16 protein-coding genes are annotated in these 22,873 nt (G+C 51.8%); 7 read left to right on the top strand and 9 right to left on the bottom strand.

Annotation, left to right across the window (positions count from 1 at the left end; all coding sequences use genetic code 11):
* Positions 1–2: 2 nt before the first annotated feature.
* Positions 3–1,070 carry a protein YgjJ gene (gene ygjJ, locus DY231_RS10485; RefSeq protein ID WP_115628302.1) on the bottom strand — a complete coding sequence of 356 codons (1,068 nt, stop codon included), beginning with the start codon at positions 1,068–1,070 and terminating at the stop codon, positions 3–5.
* Between the two features lie 333 nt (positions 1,071–1,403).
* Here ygjJ and ebgR point away from each other — a divergent pair, with 333 nt between their 5' ends.
* From ebgR to DY231_RS10505, 4 genes are all read left to right on the top strand, one after another.
* A complete protein-coding gene (ebgR, locus tag DY231_RS10490; RefSeq protein ID WP_115628303.1) occupies positions 1,404–2,390 on the top strand; it encodes a transcriptional regulator EbgR in 987 nt (328 codons plus the stop codon).
* A gap of 150 nt (positions 2,391–2,540) precedes the next feature.
* A complete protein-coding gene (gene ebgA, locus DY231_RS10495; protein WP_115628304.1) occupies positions 2,541–5,570 on the top strand; it encodes a beta-galactosidase subunit alpha in 3,030 nt (1,009 codons plus the stop codon).
* 13 nt (positions 5,571–5,583) lie between these two features.
* Complete coding sequence (locus DY231_RS10500) at positions 5,584–6,036, top strand: beta-galactosidase subunit beta (protein ID WP_115628305.1); 453 nt, start codon at positions 5,584–5,586, stop codon at positions 6,034–6,036.
* A 98-nt stretch (positions 6,037–6,134) separates the two neighbouring features.
* Positions 6,135–7,625 (top strand): amino acid permease, encoded by a 1,491-nt coding sequence (locus tag DY231_RS10505; RefSeq protein WP_115628306.1) that lies wholly within the window; start codon positions 6,135–6,137, stop codon positions 7,623–7,625.
* Positions 7,626–7,724: 99 nt separating this feature from the next.
* Here DY231_RS10505 and DY231_RS10510 read toward each other — a convergent pair whose 3' ends face one another.
* The 5 genes from DY231_RS10510 to DY231_RS10530 form a co-directional block, all read right to left on the bottom strand.
* Complete coding sequence (locus tag DY231_RS10510) at positions 7,725–9,902, bottom strand: TonB-dependent siderophore receptor (RefSeq protein WP_115628307.1); 2,178 nt, start codon at positions 9,900–9,902, stop codon at positions 7,725–7,727.
* Positions 9,903–10,242: 340 nt separating this feature from the next.
* The gene (locus tag DY231_RS10515) at positions 10,243–11,955 is read right to left on the bottom strand and encodes an alpha,alpha-trehalase (RefSeq protein ID WP_115628308.1); all 1,713 of its coding nucleotides are present in this window, start codon (positions 11,953–11,955) and stop codon (positions 10,243–10,245) included.
* Between the two features lie 141 nt (positions 11,956–12,096).
* Positions 12,097–13,485 carry a serine/threonine protein kinase gene (locus DY231_RS10520; protein WP_115628309.1) on the bottom strand — a complete coding sequence of 463 codons (1,389 nt, stop codon included), beginning with the start codon at positions 13,483–13,485 and terminating at the stop codon, positions 12,097–12,099.
* A 40-nt stretch (positions 13,486–13,525) separates the two neighbouring features.
* Positions 13,526–14,476: a hypothetical protein gene (locus DY231_RS10525; RefSeq protein WP_115628310.1), complete on the bottom strand. Its 951-nt coding sequence runs from the start codon at positions 14,474–14,476 to the stop codon at positions 13,526–13,528.
* Positions 14,477–14,534: 58 nt separating this feature from the next.
* Positions 14,535–15,029 carry an SH3 domain-containing protein gene (locus tag DY231_RS10530; RefSeq protein ID WP_115628311.1) on the bottom strand — a complete coding sequence of 165 codons (495 nt, stop codon included), beginning with the start codon at positions 15,027–15,029 and terminating at the stop codon, positions 14,535–14,537.
* Positions 15,030–15,316: 287 nt separating this feature from the next.
* Between DY231_RS10530 and DY231_RS10535 the strand changes: the two genes are divergently transcribed.
* Both DY231_RS10535 and DY231_RS10540 read left to right on the top strand, forming a co-directional pair.
* Entirely contained in the window at positions 15,317–17,188 is a 1,872-nt protein-coding gene (locus DY231_RS10535; RefSeq protein WP_115628312.1) for a putative nucleotidyltransferase substrate binding domain-containing protein, read from the top strand.
* Between the two features lie 11 nt (positions 17,189–17,199).
* Positions 17,200–17,916, top strand: a complete 717-nt coding sequence (locus DY231_RS10540; protein WP_172588677.1) for an exonuclease domain-containing protein — start codon at positions 17,200–17,202, stop codon at positions 17,914–17,916.
* Here DY231_RS10540 and DY231_RS10545 read toward each other — a convergent pair.
* The gene (locus DY231_RS10545) at positions 17,913–18,830 is read right to left on the bottom strand and encodes a dihydrodipicolinate synthase family protein (protein WP_115628314.1); all 918 of its coding nucleotides are present in this window, start codon (positions 18,828–18,830) and stop codon (positions 17,913–17,915) included. The two genes, DY231_RS10540 and DY231_RS10545, sit on opposite strands and share 4 nt — an antisense overlap.
* A gap of 284 nt (positions 18,831–19,114) precedes the next feature.
* Here DY231_RS10545 and DY231_RS10550 point away from each other — a divergent pair, with 284 nt between their 5' ends.
* Entirely contained in the window at positions 19,115–20,434 is a 1,320-nt protein-coding gene (locus tag DY231_RS10550) for an MFS transporter (protein ID WP_115628315.1), read from the top strand.
* A gap of 153 nt (positions 20,435–20,587) precedes the next feature.
* On the opposite strand, the gene zinT is transcribed toward DY231_RS10550, so the two are convergent.
* Positions 20,588–21,235, bottom strand: a complete 648-nt coding sequence (gene zinT, locus DY231_RS10555) for a metal-binding protein ZinT (protein ID WP_115628316.1) — start codon at positions 21,233–21,235, stop codon at positions 20,588–20,590.
* Positions 21,236–21,336: 101 nt separating this feature from the next.
* Positions 21,337–22,809: a MocR-like pyridoxine biosynthesis transcription factor PdxR gene (gene pdxR, locus DY231_RS10560; protein ID WP_115628317.1), complete on the bottom strand. Its 1,473-nt coding sequence runs from the start codon at positions 22,807–22,809 to the stop codon at positions 21,337–21,339.
* Between the last annotated feature and the right edge of the window lie 64 nt (positions 22,810–22,873).

A 22,873-nucleotide genomic window follows, 5' to 3' on the forward strand; every position in this document is an offset into this window, starting at 1 on the left:
CCTTACCAGTAAAAATATTGCATGACGAAGACCGAATTGCTGGCCTCGGTGGTGTCGTTATCAAGATAAAAACGGCTATCCAGCGCGGTGGCGAGTTTCCCGCCAAAATACTCGTACCAGATACCAAACTGCGCGTAGGAGGTCGTTTGGTCATCGGCGTTATCCAGTTCGTGTTTGGCGTAACTGTATGCGGTAGAAAGATATAAGCCTTTAGCGGGTTCAATCATGCCGCTCATCATCATGCCGGTTTCGCTCCCCGGGTTGTAACCATCACCTTTACCGGTGTGATGCCAGGCGCGTCCTGCAAGATGTTTGCCCTGCAAGCCAATCAGGTAAAGTTGCCCGGTGCCATCGGTGACTTCCAGCCCGTTGAGCAGGGTTAAACCTTCCTGAATATCATATTGAAGATAGCCGTTGATCATCGCCCGATACGTGTATTTATCTGAATAACGGTCATATTTCCCAAAGTGCAGCCAGGCTTTGCTTTCATCTACGCGACTTTCCGGCGCGGCAGTGATGCTGTAGCGTAAATCTCCCGTCAGATTTTGCACTTTGGCGGCATAGGTTAAATCGCGGGTATTAGGGATGACGTAGCCGTACTCCGGGGTGAAATCGCCCCACCATTGCAAATCATCCAGCGACGAATCGTTACGCCCGCTTAAAATCCATTCGGTGCCTTTGTCGGTGCGATAGCCGCCATAAAAACGGTTGATACCGCCTTCAAAACCGCCCCAGCTATGGTCGGGAACCCAGGCGTTGCCTTGATGGTCGGCTTGCACCGTCCAGCCTTCGCCATACAATAACCCGAACCAGTTGCCGTGTTTGACTTCAAGGCCGCCTTCGATGTAGGTGCCGTCACTGTATTTGTGTTTGTCGTCGCCATTGAGATAAACGCTGCCCCCTAAACCCATTTCACCGTAAAAGCGAAATGTCGTTTTAGCGTTGTCGTCCGCAAATGCAGGGGGGGCTGGAGTTTGCCGTTCAGCCGGAACAACGGCTTCAGCGGCGTGTAAACTCCCTAACGGGGCCAGCAGTAACACCAGCGGTATTCCGGATAAAATCCTTGCCATGAAATCCATTCCTTGTCGTTTTTGCTGTTATCAGTCAGCGGAATGGTCGTCATGTTAGTTAATATTTTACTAAAAAATACACTTAGATTGATAAACCGATAACTGCGTCACAACTTCAAATTGCGACTACTCGGGTTAAACGCAGGGGTATACAGGGGCTCGCGATGCCATTAATCTATACCCGTCATACTTCAAGCTGCATCATTGTTGGCTACGCTCGCTCACCCAGGCCACTTAGTTTACTAAGCTCCCAGGGACTCGCTCTCTTGCCGCCGCGATGCAACTCGAATTATTTTGGGTATATTATTTTCATCGCATGATTATTAGGATGTTATGGCTACTTTGAAGGAAATCGCGCAAGCGGCTCAGGTGTCTGTCGCCACGGTTTCACGCGTGCTCAATGACGATCCCACGTTGAGTGTGAAAAGCCAGACTCGTCAGAAAATCCTCGAAGCCGCAGAACGGCTGGAATATAAAGTTCCGAGCGCAAAACGCCAGGCCAGTCAGCGCCTGACGTTTTGCGCCCTTTATACGCATGGGCAAGAGTTGGAAATTAACGATCCCTATTATCTGGCGATGCGCTATGGCATTGAAACTCAATGTGAAAAATTGGGTATCACCCTGGTATCTTGCTATGACTTTAAAGGCGACCGTGCATTGGCGTCCGCCGATGGTTTACTGATAATTGGTAAACCTCAGCCAGCCGCTCAGGCATTGCTCGAGCAGCAGGAGCTGCCGCTGGTTTATCTTGATGGCATCACCAGCGATCCGCGCTTTGACTGCGTCAGTGTGGATTTAGCCAAAATCAGCCAGAAAGTCATCGACTACTTTATTTCCCGGGGCTATCAACGCATCGGTTTTATTGGTGGGCGCGATGACCTTGACTATGCCGATCAACGTGAGCTGGCGTTTGTAGAATATGGCCGCCGCAAGAAAGTGGTAAAGGCAGAAGATGTCTATTTTGGTGATTTTAGTAGCCAGGCCGGTTATCAGTGCGCAATAAAAATGCTTTCCACTTCAGGTGATTACCCACCGGCGCTGTTTGTGGCGACCGATTCCATCGCGATTGGTGTCCTGCGTGCGCTACATGAGCACGGCGTGAAAGTACCCGAGCAAATGGCGCTGATTAGCGTCAACGATATTCCTACCGCGCGTTTTGTTTATCCGGCGCTTTCTACCGTGCGAATTCATTCTGAAACCATCGGAGCCCAGGCGGTTAACCTGCTGATGGAGCGCATTCGTGATGAACGAACCATTCCGCTAACGGTATTTGTCCCAAGTTCTTTGCAGTTGCGCGATACCACCACCCCATCTGAATAAAATCAATAACTAACAGAAAATCGTCCTGCTATCGTTGAAAACGACCAGGGCGATTTATTGTGATCCCATCATCATTTAGTAAACTTTTATTTTTAGCTTTAGTAAATATTTACTATTGTTTGCCCAGACACACGTAAAGAGGATGTAAGCGTGAAGAACTGGGAAAACATAGATAAACAATCTGAGAACCGACTGCCAGCTCGCGCCTGGTTCCATAGCTACAAAAGCGTTGAACAGGACAAAGAACTTAACCGCGATTCAAGCCAGGGGTTTATGTTGCTCAGTGGCAAGTGGGCATTTAACTACTTCGATCACCCTGAAAAAGTCCCCGCCGAATTTTACCGTGAGCCGATGAACACCTGGGGTGAAATCACCGTTCCGGGGATGTGGCAAATGGAAGGCCACGGCAACCTGCAATATACCGACGAAGGATATCCATTCCCGATTGATGTCCCGCACGTCCCGACCAACAACCCTACCGGGGCATATCAGCGCGAATTCACGCTGCCAGCCGATTGGTTGCAGCGTCAAATCATCATCAAATTCGACGGTGTAGAAACCTATTTTGAAGTTTATCTGAATGGTCAGTATGTCGGGTTCAGCAAAGGTAGCCGCCTGAGTGCCGAGTTTGACCTCAGCCCTTATGCACACGCGGGCGCAAATTTACTGAGCGTGCGGGTGATGCAATGGGCCGATTCCACCTATATCGAAGATCAGGATATGTGGTGGATGGCGGGAATCTTCCGCGACGTTTATCTGATAGGTCAGCCACTCGTTCACTTGCAAGACTTCACCGTGGTCACTGAGTTTGATGAAAACTACTGTGATGCCGAACTTCAGATCTCTTGCGTGCTACATAACAACACCGCAACGGCGGCGGCAGGCTATCAGCTTCACGCGCAACTTTTTGACGGCGAGAAATGCGTGGCGCAGCAAAACCACGCTGCGCTGACCGTACAACGTGAAGCGTCATGCCAGTTTGTCATGCCAGTCCAACAGCCAAAGCAGTGGAACGCCGAGCAGCCCAATCTCTATCTGCTGCTGTTAACCCTGCGCGATTCCCAGGGCGACATTGTCGAAGTGGTGCCGCAGCAGGTTGGGTTCCGCGATATTAAAGTCCGCGATGGCCTGTTTTATGTAAACGGTCGCTATCTGAAATTACATGGCGTAAACCGCCACGATCATCATCATCAGAAAGGGCGTGCCGTGGATATGGCGCGTGTTGAGCGCGACATCATTCTGATGAAGCAGCACAACATCAACTCCGTTCGCACCGCCCATTATCCAAACGACCCGCGTTTTTATGCGTTATGCGACCAGTACGGCCTGTTTGTGATGGCGGAAACTGACCTCGAAAGCCATGGTTTTGCCAACGTCGGCAACATCAGCCGGATTACCGACGACCCTGCGTGGGAACACGCTTATGTTGAACGTATTGAGCGCCACGTTCAGGCGCAGAAAAACCATCCGTCGATCATAATCTGGTCGTTGGGTAACGAGTCGGGTTACGGCTGTAATATTCGTGCCATGGCGGCGCGCTGCAAGCAACTCGACCCCACGCGTCTGGTGCATTACGAAGAAGATCGCGATGCCGAAGTGGTGGACGTCATCAGCACCATGTATTCCCGCGTTTCTATGATGAACGCCTTCGGTGAATACCCGCATCCAAAACCGCGCATTATCTGCGAATACGCCCATGCGATGGGCAACGGCCCGGGCGGGCTGGCGCAGTATCAGGCGGTGTTTAACCAACATAAATCTTTGCAAGGGCATTACATCTGGGAGTGGTGCGACCACGGTTTACTGGTGCATGACGAACAAGGGCGCGAGCGTTACCAGTACGGTGGCGATTATGGCGATTACCCGAACAACTATAACTTCTGCATGGATGGCCTGATTTACCCCGATCAGCGTCCAGGGCCAGGTTTGCGCGAATACAAACAAGTGCTTTGCCCGGTGAACATTCTTGAGACTGCGCAGGCCGACGTTTTGCTGGTGGAAAACCGCTACTGGTACAGCACGCTGGGTGATATTGAATTCCGTGTGGCTTATCAGGTTGACGGTAAAATCCTCGCGCACCAAACGTTGGCACTGCCGCATTTGCTGCCGGGCGAGTCTGAAGCGTTACCGCTCACGCCCCCAGAATTGCCGGCGGGTGAAGTGTTCATCAACGTTGAAATCATTAAACGCAGCGCTACTCCTTACAGCGAAGCGATGCACCCGCTCGGTCATTTCCAGGTTTTACGTCAGCCAGCGGCAGAACGTGAACCGCTGCCGGTGGAGAAATCTGCCGCACTTCAAAGTGAAACCCTGCAACATCAGCAGGTGATTCGCGGGCAGGGCTTTGCTCTGACCTTCTGCCGCCTGAGCGGCGAGCTGACATCATGGTTAGTCGATGGCGAGGAAATTGTTGGGCGCGCGCCACATCTGACTTTCTTTAAGCCGACGATTGATAACCACAAGCAGGAATTTGAAGGGTTGTGGCAGCCGTATCACGTCCATCTGATGCAGCATAACTTCCGTGAAATGCGCCACTTCTCGCAGGGTGATGATGTGGTGATTGAAATTGACAGCACCATTGCGCCGCCTGTGTTTGATTTCGGTATGCGCTGCACTTATCAGTGGCGAATTACACCAGCAGGCCACGTCACACTGAATCTATCCGGCCAGCCGTATGGCAACTATCAGGCCATTATTCCCAAAGTCGGTCTCGATTTTGGCATCAGCAAGCGCTTTAAGCAGGTGGAATATTACGGACGCGGACCGGGCGAAAACTATGGCGATAGCTGCCAGAGCAACCTGATTGGCCATTATTGCCAGCCAGTTGAAAGCCTGTTTGAAAACTACCCGTTCCCGCAAGACAACGGTAATCGACAGGACGTGCGCTGGCTGAGCGTGGAAGATGAAAAGGGCAACGGAATTTTCATTCAACCGCGCAGGCCGATTAACTTCAGCCTCTGGCCGTATAGCGCAGAAATGATGCAACAGGCGCAACACATCAACGAACTGGAAGCGAGTGATTACCTGACGCTCAATCTTGACGACCAAATCCTCGGCCTGGGTTCCAACTCCTGGGGTTCCGAAGTGCTGGACTCGTTCCGGGTGTATCTCAAAACGTTCGAATACGGTTTCACCATGGTGCCATTCCGTAAATCACAAACCGATTGCGCACATTCCTGATGAGGCAAGCAACATGATTATTTTAAATACCTTAGAAGAATTTAAAAGTGTTTATCGGGCAGGTAAAAAATGGCAACGCTGCATTGAGGCTATAAATAACCTTAATAATATTGAGCCAAATGTTTTTTATTCGATTGGTGACTCGCTGGTTTATCGCCTTGCCGAAGGAAACGCGCATCACACTGAATTATTTGAAGGCAACCGCCGCTATTTCGATGTGCATTATTACCTTAGCGGACATGAATCCATTGAGGTCGCGGATAAAAGCACCCTGACGCCTGAGATGGCTTATCGCGATGAAAGTGACCGCGAGTTTTTCAGCGGGCAGGGCGTGCGGCATGAACTGAAAGCAGGCAACGTCATCATTTGTGAAAACCATCAGGCATACCGGTTCTCGCAGGGTAAAGACGTCAAGAAAGTGATTTTAAAAGTTACGGTGGAAGAAACGTATTTCTTAAACAAATAAGGTGCGGACGTAACACAAATGTCGGATGGCGCTTGCGCTAATCCGACCTACGAAAAGCACTAATTAAAGTATCCTACACAATGTGGAGTGGAGTTCTCATGGCTTCAACAAACAGAAACACGATTGGCAAGTTTGGATTATTAGCCATGACGTTTGCGGCGGTATTTAGCTTCAACAACGTCATTAATAATAATATCCAACTCGGCATTGCCTCAGCCCCGGTTTTCCTGGTGGCAACGCTGATTTACTTTATTCCATTCTGTTTAATTATTGCGGAATTTGTCTCACTCAACCGTAATTCAGAAGCAGGCGTTTATGCATGGGTAAAAAGTGCACTCGGTGGTCGCTGGGCATTTATCACCGCTTACACTTACTGGTTTGTGAACCTGTTTTTCTTCACGGCATTATTGCCAAGAGTTATTGCTTACGCGTCCTATGCGTTCCTCGGTTATGACTATATTTTCACGCCATTAACCACGGCCATAATTTCTATCTGCCTGTTTGCTTTCTCGACCTGGATTTCTAACCATGGCGCGAAATTGCTTGGGCCGATGACATCAGTCACTTCCACATTGATGTTATTGCTGACTTTCTCTTACATCATTCTGGCCGGAGCGGCAGTTATCGGCGGAGTGGAACCGGCTGACCCTATCAGCGTTGAAGCGATTACGCCGCAGTTTAGTTGGGCATTCTTAGGGATTATCGCGTGGATATTCCAGGCCGCGGGTGGCGCGGAATCCGTAGCGGTTTACGTTAACGACGTCAAAGGCGGTAGCAAGGCATTTGTTAAAGTCATTATCCTGTCGGGCTTGTTTATCGGCGGCCTGTATACCATTTCCTCCTTGCTGATTAACGTCTTTGTGCATAAAGCTGATCTGCACTACACCGGCGGTACGGTGCAGGTGTTTGAGGGGCTGGCGCGTCATTTCGGCTTGCCAACCACGGTGATGAATCGCTTCGTCGGGATTGTTTCCTTTACTGCGATGTTTGGCTCGTTGCTGATGTGGACGGCGGCACCGGTGAAAATCTTCTTTACCGAAATCCCTAAAGGTATTTTTGGTGAGAAAACCGTGCGCCTGAACCAGCATGGCGTGCCAACACGCGCAGCCTGGATTCAGTTCTTAATCGTCATTCCGTTGATGCTTATCCCAACCGTAGGCTCCGGTAGCGTGCAGGAATTGATGAACACGCTGATTAACATGACCGCTGCGGCTTCCATGTTGCCACCGCTGTTTATCATGCTGGCGTACCTGAACTTGCGCCTGAAGTACGACGAAGTGAATCGTGACTTCCGCATGGGGTCGCGGATGCAAGGTATTGCCATTGTCAGCGTGCTGATTGTCATTTTCACCGTCGGGTTTATCGCTTCGACATTCCCAACTGGGGCGAGCATCATAACCATCGTGTTTTATAACGTGGGTGGGCTGGTGATCTTCCTCGGCTACGCGTGGTGGAAATACAATAAATACGAGAAGACGCTGGATAAAGCCGGGCGTTATGAAGCGGATACACCGCTGGCGAAGATTGCGCTGGAGCAGCAGGGCGGCGCAAAGACGGAAGTGAATATTGCCAGAAGTGTGAATTTGTAGAAGGTCAAATAAATGGCGGATGACGCTGCGCTTATCCGCCCTACAACACCGTGCCGTAGGTCGGATAAGCGCAGCGTCATCCGACACCCGATTTACCGATTAAAAATCATATCCCACGGTCGCAATCACAGAACGCTCGGCGCCCCAGTAGCAGTAACCCGTTCCATAACAGCCCGCAACGTAATCACGGCCCGTCAGATTGGTGGCATTCACCTGCACGAAAGCGCCTTTCAGCGACGGAGTCCACGCGCCCATATCGGCACGAACCATCGCATCCATCAGGGTGGCAGAAGGCACGCGCAGGGTGTTTTCGTTATCCGCCCATTGCTTGCCGATGTAACGTACGCCCGCGCCGAAGCTAATACCCAAATCAGCCTTGAACATACCCCACAGGCTGGCCATCTGGTCTGGCGTCACGTATGGCGTGTTGCCGTCGTTACCGTCAATCGCATCTTTGAAGCGCACTTTATTGTAAGTGTACCCGGCGATGGTTGAGAAACGCTGCGTCCACTGGGAATGCGCTTCCAGTTCAACACCTTGCGAGTGAACTTTGCCCGCAGGTTCGTAGTAGCTACCCTGCACGATACGGTTGCCGACATCCTTCTGCGTCAGATCATACAGCGCCACGGTATACATATCCGCGGTGCCCACTGGCTGATATTTCACCCCCGCTTCATACTGCTCGGCAGTGGTAGGTTTCAGCAATTTGCCATCGGCACCCGGCAGAACCTGCGGGGTAATGGCCTGGCTGTAGCTGATGTACGGCGAAACACCGTTGGTGAAGGCGTAGAGTAATGATGCCCGACCACTGAAATGGTCATCGGTACGGTTATCCGTTACGTCGCTATCAATGGCTTCTGCCACAATATGGCTCTTCGTCACGATATGGTCGTAACGCCCAGACAGCGTCATATGCCACTGATTCCACTTCATATCATCCTGCAAATAAACGCCGGTCTGTTCGTACTGGCGCTTGCCTGCTTTGGTCAGCAAACCCTGGTTGATGGTGGAGTAAGTCGGGTCACGCGGGTCGTAATAGTAGAAACCGCCAGGGCCGCCGGACTCGCCGGTCCATGGGTTGATATTGGTGGTATAAGCGGAATCATCAGACAGATTATTGGTGTATTTATGGAACTCGCCGCCGAGCACCACTTTATGATCAAGCTCGCCGGTGGCGAAATCTGCTTCCAGCTGGTTATCAATGGCATAAGCATCAAGAGAGGAGGTTTCGCCGCTGTAGTAACGCATCAGTTCATTATGCTGCGCATCCGCCCAGCCAATCTGATAAGCCTGTTTCAGCCCGACGTTGGAATGGGTGTAACTGGCGTTTGAGCGGAATGCCCACACCTCATCGAATTTATGCGCAAACTCATAGCTGTAAATCTGCTGGTGGCGTTTGAACTCGTCATTACCCGGCTCGACGTCAGAGAATCCGGTGCTGATTTTGCGGCCTGTCGAAGAATAAATACTGCCGTCTGCCGGAACCGAACCGTGGAAACCGCCTGAAGGATCTTTTTCCAGATACGCACGCATCACCAGCGAAGTATTTTCGTCCGGTTGCCAGAGCAGGGACGGGGAGATGGCGTAGCGTTCATCACGGGTATTTTCATATTGGGTATCGGTATTTTTGGTCATCCCGATAATGCGATACGCCCATTCGTCGTTAATCGCATTGGTGTAATCAAACGCCGTGCCGTTGGTGCTGTTATTGCCGTACATCGCGCGAACATGGCCTTCCTCGATGAACTGCGGGCGCTTAGAGGTTTCCATCACCAGGCCGCCAGGAATAGTCTGCCCGTAAAGTGCGGAAGAAGGCCCTTTGATAACATCGATGCGTTCGAGGAACCACGGGTCAACCTGAACCACGTTGTAGCTGCCGCCGTCACTCATCAGACGCAGGCCATCAAGGAAAATGTTATTGACATCACCGCCGTGGAAACCGCGCAGGGCAACGGTGTCATAACGTGTTGCGCCACCCGCAAAGCCGGTGAACACGCCAGGCGTGTAATTCAGTGCGCTGTTAACCGATAACGCGCCCTGGTCGTCCATTTGTTGACGTGTAATCACTGAAACCGACTGAGCGGTGGTGATGATGGGCTCGTCAGTTTTGGTCGCACCTTTGCTCACCGGCGAGGTGTAGCCTTCCGTCGCGCTAGTGGAAGTGGGTGCAGGTGCCGCGGTCACGACGACGGTATCTTCCGCCATTACATAACTCGGCGCAGACAAAGCAAGCGCGCAGAGTAAAGCGGAGCGCTTTACGGTAAATACCAGTTTCATGAAGTGTAATCCCTGAAGCCAAAATGTAATTGCTTGTAATAATGGAATGCGAATTATTATCGTTATTGTTTGCGGTTTCAAGTACAGATATTGGCAGGGAGGAAATGAAAGACCATGAAAAGAAAGGGGATTGGGGAGGGAGGAGTCCCCACTCCTTTGACCTATCTCTTATACGTAACGTTGAGGGAAGGTTCCTGCCAATACGGAGAAGACTCCGTTCACTAAACGTTCACCGTTAACAACGGATGCAGAGATAACCAGACGTTCGGGTGAACGGAAAAACACCACAACTTCCAGATCTCACCCTGACAAAATTGCCAGGGTGAGGGCAGGAGGAAAACTACTGCGCGGTTGCCGGAGCGGGCTTCGTCGCCTCCGTCACCGGACCAGGCGTTGCCGAAGGCAATTTGTCTGGCGTTGAATCACAAGGTTTCTCGCTACCACACAATAAATCGAGCATTTTTAGCGTCACCCCGTTAGTCCAGCCGAAGCCATCCTGTAACGGATATTCGCCGCCACCGCCACCCGTACCGGTCGAAGAAACATCATATTTCTCCACCAGTTTTTTCTCCCGGTTGTAGGTGTGCTGCACGTTAGTCAGGAATCGCCAGCTCACTTCCATGGCTAAATCCTGATGCCCGTAGTTTTGCAAACCTTCTGTTGCCACCCATTGCAACGGCGCCCAGCCATTTGGCGCATCCCATTGCTGGCCAGTTTTCAGGTTGGTGGTGGCAAGGCCGCCAGCTTTCAGCAACTGCGCCCGGGTAATGGTTGCCATTTTATCGGCGTGTTCTTTCGATGCAGAATGGACATACAGCGGGAACAGCGACGCGGCAGTCAGCTGCGAACGAACCGCGTTAGTTTTCAGATCGTAATCCGCGTACCAGCCTTGTTTCGCATTCCACAGATGCGTTTCCATGGCTTTCTGGCGAGCATCAGCCAGTTGCTGATATTGTGCTGCGGCATTGCTGTCTTTCGCCACGCTGCTGGCGTGAGCGAGCGTTTTTTCCATCTGGAACAACAGCGCGTTCAAATCGACCGGCACAATCGAGGTGGTGCGAATCGAACCCAGTTGTTCCGGGTTATCCATCCAGCGCGAGCTGAAATCCCAACCGGACGCGGCGGCGGCACGCAAATCACGGTAGATTTCCGTCGCCGGGCGATTCGGGTTGTTTTTCGCCGTCGTCACATCGTCGAGATACGATTCAGTACGCGGTGTATCGCGGTCATCCCAGTAACGGTTCAGAATGGAACCATCTTTGAGTTTTACCACTCGCAGATTCTGCGCCCCCGGTTCCAGTGCATCGCTGCCCTGCATCCAGTAGGCGTACTCTTTTTTCAGCTGCGGCAGGTAAGTGGTGTACGTATCATCGCCCTTGTGGCTGGCGAGCAGTTTGACCATAAAGGCGAAGAACGGCGGTTGCGAGCGGCTCAGATAATAGCTGCGGTTGCCGTTGGGAATATGTCCCCAGGCGTCAATCTCATGGGCGAAGTTATCGACCATATCCTGCACTTTGTCCCAGTGGCCGCTTTCCGCAAGCCCCAGCATCGTAAAGTAGCTGTCCCAATAATAGACTTCACGAAAACGCCCACCCGGAACCACATACGGCTTCGGCAGCGGCAGCAAAGAATCCCATTTGCTCGCGCTATCTGTGGTGCGCGTCAGCACCGGCCACAGGCTGTCGATATGTTCACGCAACGACTGGCCTTCTGGCGGAACATATTTTTCACCTTCTTTGGGCAGCACAAAATTCATATTCACAAAGTGGCGCAAATCGAAGCCCGACTGGTTTCTCTGCATCCGGTAATCGGCGAGGATCATCAGCGGATCGTTTTTCGGCACCGCATCGGCAAAGGTCTTTTGGTCAGGGAACAACTTTGCCGTCTGAACATCGGTAAACAACGGGCCAAGCAGAATATCAGGCGGTTGCGGCAGGGGTTGTAAACTCTCATCGGCTGTTGCTGGCAGGGTAAAACTCACGAAGGCACAACCGATAGCTATTTGAATCGCAATAAATAAAGTGCGAGGACGGCGCAAAACAGGAATCGTCATTTATTTTTCTCCTTGTCAGGTTCGCGTGAAAATTTTCGCGATCAACCCTATGAAAACCTTAGACGATTTTCCGGGCTGTGGAAGGAGAGAAGTCGCATCTTGCAACAAAGCAGATAATTTACCTGTACACGCCGTCGGGCCTTATCCCTGCGGATTGATCAGCCAGGTTCCCGCTTTTTCGACCGATAACGTCATGTTTCGCGTTTGATGGCTATCACTTAACGTAATGGTGTAGTTCCCCACCGGTAATTGCAGGAAGCCATAACCGTTCGCGCCCGGTGTCACTTTTTGTATTTTCCCGTTCACAGCCAGCGTTTCGCCATCGTTCATGCGCACATAAACTCGCGCCATCATCCCCTCGGCGGCAGGAACTGCGCTTTTTGCCGTGGCAGGTTCGGCTTTGTCCTGGGAGGCAGTCTGTTCCACTTTCGCGGTTTCAGGATGCGAACCCGCAGAAAAATGGCCGCCAAAAATCACGGCGCCAATGGCAATGCCGGCCAGCAAACTCGCGCCCGTCAGCAGAGGTAATTTATAGCGCTTTTTAAACGGCGAAAGCGGCGTTATCTCCGCGTCTTCGACGGCGACCAACATGGTACCCGGCTGTTTGAGCGGCGCGAGGCCATGAATATTCGTCAAGGGGATTTCAGCCAGGGCGGCAAACTCCGCAATCGACTGCGGGCGGTCTTCCGGTTTCAACGCCAGGGCGCAGTCAACGGCGTGCAACAGGCTGTGGGAATAACCTTCCGGGCGGTTTTTCGCAAGCTTAACGCACGGGTCCTGAATGGTGCGCGTCACGCTGGCGGGAGGGCAGGTGCCGGTAATCAGGGTATACAGAATGGCACCGAGTGCATAAATATCGGTCCAGGGGCCGAGCTGGTTTTCGAGGTCGTCGGCATATTGCTCAAGCGGCGCAAAACCAGGGTTCAGCGGCGTTTTTATCTCTTCACCGCTCTCAGGATGAGTCCGGCGTGGCGCTCCCGCATTGAGCAACAGCGGCGCTCCGTTGTCCTGAATTTGAATGCTGCGCAGCGACAAATCGCGGTGAACAAACCCTTCGTCATGTAACGTTGCCAGCGCGCTGCACAACATCGGTAACATGCGGCGGATCCACGCATCGTTAATGACTTCGGGTTGCTGCTGATGCAACTCGGCAAGCGTGATGCCGCTGGAGTAGGTCGTTGCCGCATACGCGGTTTCGTTTTGCGTCCAGAAACTCAACACCTGCAACAGATTCGGGTGGTTAAACTGTGCAAGCAGGCGCGCGGATTGCACAAAACGACTCATGCCGTTGTTGAACGCCTGGCTATCTTGCTTGCTGCGCAGCACCAGTTGCATGTTATCGCTGCGCACGGTCAGCGCTCGCGGCATAAACTCGTGGATCGTCACCGGGCGCTCGAGCTGGTGATCCCACGCTTTATACACCACGTGAGTGTGGGTGGACTCGGTGACTTGCTGAATCTCAAATTCGTCGAAGCGGAAACCAGGCGGCAGAGCGTCGGGAAGTTCTGGGTCGTATTCTTTATCAGTCATGATGGCCTTTCTCTGCACGAAATCGACGAAAAATCACAAATTACTTCTGGGCGCGCCATGCGCCAACAGCCGGGTCACGCAATTGCGGACGCAGGGAGTCAATCAACAGCAGCGTGATAGGGGTATCCGGGGCAAGCCATGCCGACCAGACTTTGCGCACTTCATTCAAACGCGCCTGAATGCTTGATTCGTCAATCGTCATTTCACGAGAGACTTCCACCGCTACGGTGCCGGTCGCTTGCCAGCCATTTAACTCAGCGTTATAAGGCAAAATCATCCAGCTTTGCGGCGCATGTTCATTGCTCACGACCATGCGTTCGTTATTCAGGCTGGTGATAAGCAGGCTGTCTGAACTTGCGTCATTGCTTAATCCGCTCACCGGGAAACCGTGTACAAACGTCATTTCATGGCGTTTTTCACCATGCACGCCGCTTTGAATGATTTCGCTGCGACCGTTGAGCCAGCCGCCTTTTTCGCATTTCCCGTTGGGGATAAACATTGCCGACGCGTTAGCATCACCTTGCCAGAAGGTGCGCAAATGGCAGCCATCTTGCAGCGTAAACTCCTGCCATGGGGTGCGGTCTGCCAGCGGTGAGTTTTCATCGGTTCGCGGCGTGGTGTTCGGTTCGCTCGAAATATCAGGGGCGACAATCACCGCCCAGTCGCTGCTTTTGGTCGCGGTGCCGACGGCCAGCGTGTCACCCTGCGGGCTTTCCAGCTTCCAGCTCACCAGTTGAACGGTGCTGCACTGGCTTTCAAGAAGCGTGCCGAGGCGCGGCATAAAAGTATTGAGTACCGTAGGTTTTTTATCGCCATTGGCCACAATTCGCAGCGGTAGCTCGGCGGCACACCAGCTTTGCGGGGTGTTATCAGCAACATTATCAATCCAGACATCCAGCTTTTGCGAGGGGGATTGGACGATACGATAATTCCCCGCCCACGCCGTAGAGGAAGCCAGCAGCAGCGCCAGACCCGAAAGCCAGAGTTTCATAAAAATCCTTGTTAGCCGAACAACTTTAAACAAAAGTCATGACGTTAAACGTCAACGATTAATCAATAATCCACGTGCCGCTATTGGCGTTCTGGCAGGCTTTGCTGGCATCATCGACCGCAACACATGTGGTTTTCTTGGCCGCTTTGCGTGGACGCGGGCGATCTTTTTTCAGCGTTTGCGCATACAGCTCGCTTTTCACCAGCGCACGCATCGGCACATAACCCAGCAATTCGGTTTTATCCTGCTCGGCAATCGCCAGCCAGTTATGTTCAACCTGGCCCAGCACGGTATAACTTTGTCCGTTCTCAAGGGTGCTGATGACTTTCCCGCCAAAGTCCGGTTTGCTCATAATCGAGCCTGGATACAGCGCCCGATAGCTGGCGTTTACAGGGGTAAATTCAGTGGGAGCCGCCACCGCGTATCGGTGAGTCAGCGTAACGCCATTGATTTCACTGGTCACGATTGTATCGTCCGTCATTTTTGGCGGTGGCGCTTTACAACCCACGACTGTGGCCACAACAGCAAGGATCAACAGGCTTCGCAATTTCATCGTAACTTTCCCTGAAAAAATGGTTCAAACCTGGTCGCCGGCGGGGATGAAAAGGGCGAAAGTGAAAGCCAGGTATTTGAAGAAGTATTCACAACAGTTATACATGGTAACGTTAATTTTACATCGCCTGATTAACAATTCAATGGTGATGTAACTGATTGACATTATTAAATGTTAAGCCGGTCAAGAACAGCGTGTACCAGGTTAATTGATATGCTGAATAGTATGGCTATTTGGTCACCTGCCAGCCTATATTATGAAACAGGATTTCAACTTTAGGATAAATAATGACGATGGAACCGTTATTGCCCAATATCTGCGATTTTATCGCGCATGTTTCGCCACTCAACACCCTCCCTGCGGACGCGCAAAACGATATCGCACGCTCTATTAGCATCAGTTATCTGGCGGTAGGCGAAACACTGGCTTTTGATATTGCGGCGCGTGAACGTTACCTCTACATCGTCCGTACCGGTTCGCTTGAACAGCGCTGGAGCGATGGCGTGCTGCGCGCCCGTCTGGGACCGGAAGATTTATTTGGCTTCACTTTTCTTGAAGGCATTCCGGGTAATCCTGAAGATTGTTACAACGTCACGGCGATTGAAAACACGCTGCTGTACCAAATTCCCCACAGCGTTCTGAAACAGGTGCTGCACGCACACCCGCAATACGCCACGCATTTTTCGATCAACGCCCATGACCGCCTGAATTCCGCGATGGACGTCGTCTGGAGCGACGAAGACAAAGGCATGTTTGTGCGCAAAGTATCGGACCTCGCGAGCGGAACGGTGTCGGTCGTGGAAGCGTCCACCTCGATTCAGGAAACGGCGAAACAAATGCGCTGTGTCGATCGCTGTTCCACGGCGGTGATAATGGAAAATGATCACATCATCGGCATCATCAGCGATCGTGACATGACCCGGCGCGTGGTGGCTGAAGGGTTTGATATTACGCGCGCGGTCAAAGAGGTGATGACGGCCTCCCCGGTGACGGTTTCTTCAGGCGACCTGGTGATGCACGCCGTGTCGCTGATGATGAGCCATGGCGTGAGCAGTTTGCCGGTGGTCGATAATCATCAACCCGTCGGCCTGCTGACCGCCTCACATCTGGTACAGCATCACCGCGTGCAGGCCATTTTCCTGATTGAGCGCATTAGCCATTGCCAGTCGGTTGCAGAATTAGCGGCCCTGCAAGTGGAGCGCCAGGCCATATTTGAAGCGCTGGTGCAGGGCAACTTGCGCAGCGGCGTGGTCGAAATGGTGATGTCGATGCTGATGGACGCCTTCACGCGTCGGCTCATTGAACTCGCGCTCGTGGAATTTGGCGAGCCACCGTGTGAATTCTCCTGGGTCATCGCCGGGTCGCACGCCCGCAACGAAGTGCACGTTCATTCTGACCAGGATAGCGCAATTATTTTGCCGGACGGCACCGGCCTTGAAGAGCAAATGTGGTTTTTGCGCTTTGCGAGAAGCGTCTGCCTGGGGCTTGATCAATGCGGTTATCCGCTCTGTAGCGGGCATTTTATGGCGTCAGAAAGACGCTGGTGCCAGCCGTTGTCGGTATGGCTGGCGTGCATTCGCAAATGGGTGACGAACCCGGAATATACCCAATTATTAAATGCCACGGTGTTTCTGGAAACGCGTGCTTTCTACGGCAACACCTGGCTACATGACGCATTCCAGCAGGCTTTGTTAACCGAGATTGCCGCGCATCCAGGCTTTTTGCGCTCGCTCACGCGCGACGCCACCAGTACTTCGCCACCGTTGGGCATCTTCAATAATCTGGTGCTGGAAAAAAGCGGCAACGACAGCAAAACCCTGAACATCAAACGCTACGCCTTAACGCTGATTATTGACCTTTCGCGCATTTATGCGCTGGCAGCCGGATGCAGTGAAACCCATACCGAAGCGCGTTTTCACGCTGCAAGAGACAAAGGACTTATGTCGGCAGAAGGCTGCACCGACATCATCGACGCCTTCCGTTTTTTAACCCGTCAGCGTTTTAACCATCAGCTTTCGCAATTGCGTAAAGGTCTGGCACCGGACAACCACATCGACCCGCGCGAGTTCGGCAGCTTCGAGCGTAAACATTTAAAAGACGCGTTTCGCATTATTGCCCGCCAGCAAGAACTGGCCCGCATGCTGTTTGTGAAGGGATAACGATGGGCCTTTTGTCACGAATTTTTCCGCCATCACTCACTCAGCAAGTTGAGTCGCAACGCAAGAGATGGCGCAACATCCCAGGGCTGAGTCCGGCACTGCAACAGCTATTGGCGACACCTCTGCCGAACTTCACCGCAGACGTTTTTAGCGTCCCGTGGCTGGCTTTTGACTTTGAAACCAGCGGCCTTGATGCGAATCAGGACAGGATCTTGTCGATAGGCAGCGTGATGGTGCAAAGCGGCCAAATCCTGCTGGCGAGTGCGCAGCACCAGTACATTTCCAGTGATCCGCAGGTCAATGCGCACAGCGCGGTCATCAACCACATCACGCCGGAAATGCTGCGTGATGGTGAAGCGCTTGACGAGGCGATGGAAACGTTATTCCTGCGCCTCGCCGGTCGCGTGGCTGTGGTGCATGGGAAAATGGTGGAAAGGGCGTTTATCAATGCCTGGCTGCAAACCCGTTATGGTGCAGAAGACCTGCCGATTCTGTGGATAGACACGCTAGAGATTGAGCGGCGATATCAGCAGGCGAGGAGACAAATGCACAATGATTTGCGGCTTTCCAGTCTTCGCCGCGAATACCAGCTTCCTGATTACCCGGCGCACCATGCGCTGTGTGACGCGGTGGCGACCGCCGAGCTTGCGCTGGTGCAACTCCAGCCGCAGCGACAGGCTCGCGCTCAGGGGAAATGTTTGCCGCTGAACGCGTGTCTGTCTGATTAAGAGGCTGAATCAATCACGCCTGCACGACGCAGAATATGGCCAATCTCAACTTTCATCTCTTCGGTTAACGGCGTCGCGGGCGCCAGCGAATGCACCGGAATATTCACCCCGGTTAATTTAATGGCATATTTCACCGCGTTGTAAAACGGTAAATCCGTACTGTAAAGCGACGGGATCCATGAAAGCGATTGCTGTAATTCAATGGCGCGGGAGAGGTCTTGTTTACGCCAGGCGTCTAAAATCCCGCACGTCAGCTGCGGCGCAAAGTTGGCACTGGCGGGAATGCAGCCATCGCCGCCGAGAATCAACGTCCCGAGCAGATACTCATCATAACCGGCAAAAACAGCGAAGTCGGGGCGCTCGGGCTTCACCGCGTGCAGGGTTTCACGAATGTGCGACAGGGTATCTACGGTATCTTTCAGGCCGACAATATTCGGGCAGCTTAATGCCAGTTCGCGGATGACATTCACCGGAATAGACTGCCCGGTAAGCGCCGGGAAGTTATACAGAAGAATCGGCAACTCGAGTGCGCTGGCAATGGTTTTATAATGGCGCAACAGATTCGCTTCACTCAGCGGGTTGTACCACGGGTTAACCACCACGACGCCACTGGCACCAACCTTTTGCGCATGCAGCCCGGCATCAATGGTTTGCTGCGTGCCGCAGTGGGCGATGCCAATCAAAACCGGCTTTCTGCCCGCGACTTTCTTCACGCAAAATTCTGCTACCTGAGCGCGTTGCGCTTCAGACATATGTGCAAATTCCCCGGCGCTGCCTAAAAAAAACAGGCCGTTAATCGGGGAGGCGACCAGGTGCTCAATAAGTAACGCCTGCGCAGTGCCATCAAATTCACCGTGCTCATCAAATAAGGTAGGAACGGGGGGAATAACACCACTAAAACGAGGCTGATTCATTCACTTCTCCTCAGGGGTAAATTAATTGTTCGTTGATTTAATTAGCGAATACCTTCAATTGTAGCGGAACAAAAAATTCTGTACGCCATCGATGTCTCATTATCGGACTGTCGTTTCAGTTTGCGGTTTTTCCGCGCCAACTTTTCCGCGCCAACAAAGCAAATTATCTGGATTGAATACAGATCACAGAACAGTTCCTGAATTAGCCTCTATATTCTTATCATACAAGAAAATAAATCTGACAATACAAGATGAGATATTCACCTGTGAAATGAGGGGTTATAATGCAAGACGATCTCCAGAATTCGATAATCAAGCGCGTTAATAAACGCATCATTCCCTTTCTGATGTTGCTGTATCTGATTGCCTATATCGACCGCTCGAATATTTCTGTCGCCGCGCTGCAAATGAATGCTGACCTGGCGCTGACGGCTGAAATGTATGGCATTGCGGCGGGTATTTTTTATATCGCCTATATCATTTTCGAAGTGCCGAGCAATATCATATTAACGCGCGTGGGGGCGAAGCTGTGGATTGCCCGCATTATGGTGACCTGGGGAATCATTGCCGCGGGGATGAGCCTGGTACAAACGCCGACGCAGCTCTATGTGATGCGCTTTTTGCTCGGTGTTGCCGAAGCCGGATTCACGCCAGGCATTATCTATTACCTTTCTTGTTGGTATCCGCGCAGCGACCGTGCGCGAGCGATGTCGATGTTTTATATCGGCGCGGCGCTGGCCTCCGTCATTGGCTTGCCTATTTCCGGCAGCATCCTGAATATGCACGGCTTTTTTGATATCGCCGGTTGGCGTTGGTTATTCTTGCTTGAGGGGATCCCGGCCATCGCGCTCGGGGTGGTGGTGTGGTTTTATCTTGATGACTCCCCGGCGAAAGCCCGCTGGCTGAGTGAGTCTGAACGAGAGTGGCTCCAGCAGAAATTAGCCAGTGAATCATCGGCCCTTGAAAACAACGGTAGCCACCAATGGCATAAAGCGCTCACCGATAAAAAAGTCTGGTTATTGAGTGCGATTTGGCTATTACAGGCATTTGGCACCATCGGTATCACGTTATTTTTACCGTTAATCGTCAAAGGTGTTGTCTCTGAGCAAAGTAATTTTATCGTCAGCGTATTGTCTGCGGTGCCATTTTTATTTGCTTGTATATTTATGTTTGCCAATGGCCGACACTCCGATATCACGCGCGAACGTCGCTATCATTTAGGGCTGCCACTTATTGCCGCGGGCATTTTGCTGATGCTGGCAATCTCAAGCGATAACTTATTGTTGGCATATATTCTTTTAGTGATTACGGTAGCCTTAAACTGGGCGGTTACGCCTATATTCTGGGCGGCAACAACGGAGTCATTAACAGGTGTGGTGGCGGCTGCGGCAATTGCGTTGATTAACGCGGTGGCGAATATTGCCGGATTAATATTCCCACCGTTAATGGGGAGAATTAAAGATGTCACCGGCAGCTATGATATTTCGCTGATGATTGTCGCCGCTGCGTTGATATTGGGCGGCCTGTTAGGTTGTTATGTTCTGAGCACGCCGAAAGAAAGCCGTGGAACATCGGTAAAAGCGAAGGGCTCTCGATTGTCATGATCGCTATTATCCATTATCAGCCCAATGGGCTGACATGTGCGGTGATTGCGCAGCGGCTAAATGTCCCGGTCAGTTCTGCGAAAATTTATAGGGCAGGTTGAAAGGCGCGCCGGAAGCCGTGATGATTCCGGCGCTTTTTTAAAGGTCTGGTTATTAGTGTTCAAGCATCTCGTGGACAACCTGATTTTTGCTTAACGAGTACTCGTAAAAAGTCGGCCAGTTGTCCATCTCTTTCAACAACGACTCTTGTGAGTCATTGCCCATGAAAATATGGAAGTGTTCAGATTTGCGCGGGCCAATAATATGATCGCTAAACTGCACGTATTTCGGCGCTTTTGACTGGCTGTCCATACACTCAAACAAATAACGCACGCCTTTTTTCCCAGAGGTGTAAGTCAGGATTTTAAAGCCAGAATAATCGTACTTGCAGGAATTCACCGTTTTACCCACATGGAATTCAATCACATTGTTTTCGATACCAATGGTATCAACATCCGTCGCATAACCTTTCTTGTAATACTCTTTGTATTGCGCCGCTGTTTTGCTGCCGTCTTTCTGCGCTTTTTTCTCCATCACCGGATCTAAATCGCCGTTTAACAGGTACGGATTCACCGACTGCCACATGCCGTCCCAGTCCGTCAGGGCGCGATCTTTGACCTGTTTATTCTCAAAAACTCCTTCGCTGGCTTTCTTTTCTGCGTCTGTAAGAGGCGTTCCGTGCGAATGACCGTGTGCCAGAGCGCTGACGCTACTGAGCAAAATGCCTGCGCCGAGCAGCAAACCAGGTATGCGTGATGTCATGTGTGTCTCCATTATGGTGTTTGAAATTACGAGAAATGTTATAACGTAACATTATCGAATTTCAACAACTTTGGAAACATGCGAAGCGACGGCGCGGGCTTTCAGGGATGGTGCTTAATCATTTTCACCAGGCGCAAAAAAGAGGGCAGCATGTCGTCGTCCTGAACACTGGCAAATCCAACTAATAACCCTTTTGATTTTTGCGCATTAAAATAGTAGCGCGACAGCGGCCTGACCAGAATACCTTCGGCATTCGCGAGTTTTGCAATGTGGATATCATCTACTTCGGCGGGAAGCTGAATGATTAAATGTAACCCGGCATTACTATTGTAATAACCGAGATATTCCTCCCCTAAATGCCGCTTAATTAACTCGACCAGTTGGTTGCGTCGTTTGCTATATAACTGGCGCATTTTGCGGATATGCGCGGCGTAATAACCTTCGCGAATAAACTCCGCAAGTGCCGCCTGAATCACCTGATGGCCGCTGCGATATAATTCGTTGTGAACTTTTTTAAGCGGAGCGGCGAGCACTTTGGGCAAAACCACGTAACCCAGACGCAGCGCGGGGTAGAGCGTTTTGCTGAACGTGCCGATGTAAATGACCGGGCTGTTTTCCTCAAGCCCCTGAAGCGATGGAATCGGCTGGCCCGAAAAACGAAATTCGCTGTCGTAATCATCTTCCACAATCCAGCTCTGGCATTCCCTGGCCTGCGAAAGTAATAACTGGCGGCGCGGCAGGCTCATCACAGAACCCAGCGGATACTGATGCGAGGGCGTAACAAAGATTAATTTTGGCTTTTCATCGGCATTGGCCTGCGGCATTAATCCCTGATCATCGACCTCCAGCGCCGAAATATTCACCGCATTCATGCGCAGAATATTTTTAATTCCCCAGTAACCGGGTTCTTCAATCCACGCATTGTCGCCGGGATTACATAACGTGCGGGTGACTAAATCCAGCGCCTGGTGAATCCCTTCGGTAATGAGAATCTGGTCGGTGGTGCATTTTACGCCGCGTGCGGTGCGCAGATAATCCGAGAGCGCAGACTTTAACTCCTCCAGCCCGGATGCGGCGTCGTAGGTCAGATATTCAGGATTCGGGCGTCTGGCGACACGGTCGTAGATTTTCTTAAACGTGCGATGCGGAAAGCTTTCGACATCCGGCACGCCGGGAATGAAGTCGCCCCATTGCGCCGGGCTGGCGCTGGCGTTTTCCAGCAATTCCAGGCAGCGCAGGGAAAGGCTGGCGCGGTCTTCTGGCGCAGTAGCGGGCACCGTGCGTGCGGCCAGCGTATTCAGGTTATCGAGCACGCTTTCGGTGACAAACGTGCCGCTGCTGGTGCGCGTTGAAATATACCCTTCGGCCTGCAATTGCTCATACACCCGCAGTACGGTGTTACGCGAAAGCGATAACTCATTGGCCAAATCGCGGGTCGGCGGCATACGCGCCGCAGGGCGCAAACTTCCCTCAAGAATACAATTACATATCGCGGCATAAAGTTTCTTATGCAGTTTCTCGGCAGGGGTCTGGAGAAATGCCTGCTTGATCACATCTACGGTAAGTGAACGCATTTGGATCCTATGAATAAAACGATTTGGCTCTCGATTCAGGTACCAGATACTGTCTAAATGAAAT

Origin of the sequence: Buttiauxella agrestis (assembly GCF_900446255.1) — a bacterium.
Taxonomy (GTDB): Bacteria; Pseudomonadota; Gammaproteobacteria; order Enterobacterales; family Enterobacteriaceae; genus Buttiauxella; species Buttiauxella agrestis.

Bases quoted from the DNA above. Each gene is read 5' to 3' on its own strand.
- ygjJ (WP_115628302.1), bottom strand. From the start codon at position 1,070: ATGGCAAGGATTTTATCCGGAATACCGCTGGTGTTACTGCTGGCCCCG.
- ebgR (WP_115628303.1), top strand. From the start codon at position 1,404: ATGGCTACTTTGAAGGAAATCGCGCAAGCGGCTCAGGTGTCTGTCGCC.
- DY231_RS10500 (WP_115628305.1), top strand. From the start codon at position 5,584: ATGATTATTTTAAATACCTTAGAAGAATTTAAAAGTGTTTATCGGGCA.
- DY231_RS10505 (WP_115628306.1), top strand. From the start codon at position 6,135: ATGGCTTCAACAAACAGAAACACGATTGGCAAGTTTGGATTATTAGCC.
- DY231_RS10510 (WP_115628307.1), bottom strand. From the start codon at position 9,902: ATGAAACTGGTATTTACCGTAAAGCGCTCCGCTTTACTCTGCGCGCTT.
- DY231_RS10515 (WP_115628308.1), bottom strand. From the start codon at position 11,955: ATGACGATTCCTGTTTTGCGCCGTCCTCGCACTTTATTTATTGCGATT.
- DY231_RS10520 (WP_115628309.1), bottom strand. From the start codon at position 13,485: ATGACTGATAAAGAATACGACCCAGAACTTCCCGACGCTCTGCCGCCT.
- DY231_RS10525 (WP_115628310.1), bottom strand. From the start codon at position 14,476: ATGAAACTCTGGCTTTCGGGTCTGGCGCTGCTGCTGGCTTCCTCTACG.
- DY231_RS10530 (WP_115628311.1), bottom strand. From the start codon at position 15,029: ATGAAATTGCGAAGCCTGTTGATCCTTGCTGTTGTGGCCACAGTCGTG.
- DY231_RS10535 (WP_115628312.1), top strand. From the start codon at position 15,317: ATGACGATGGAACCGTTATTGCCCAATATCTGCGATTTTATCGCGCAT.
- DY231_RS10545 (WP_115628314.1), bottom strand. From the start codon at position 18,830: ATGAATCAGCCTCGTTTTAGTGGTGTTATTCCCCCCGTTCCTACCTTA.
- DY231_RS10550 (WP_115628315.1), top strand. From the start codon at position 19,115: ATGCAAGACGATCTCCAGAATTCGATAATCAAGCGCGTTAATAAACGC.
- zinT (WP_115628316.1), bottom strand. From the start codon at position 21,235: ATGACATCACGCATACCTGGTTTGCTGCTCGGCGCAGGCATTTTGCTC.
- pdxR (WP_115628317.1), bottom strand. From the start codon at position 22,809: ATGCGTTCACTTACCGTAGATGTGATCAAGCAGGCATTTCTCCAGACC.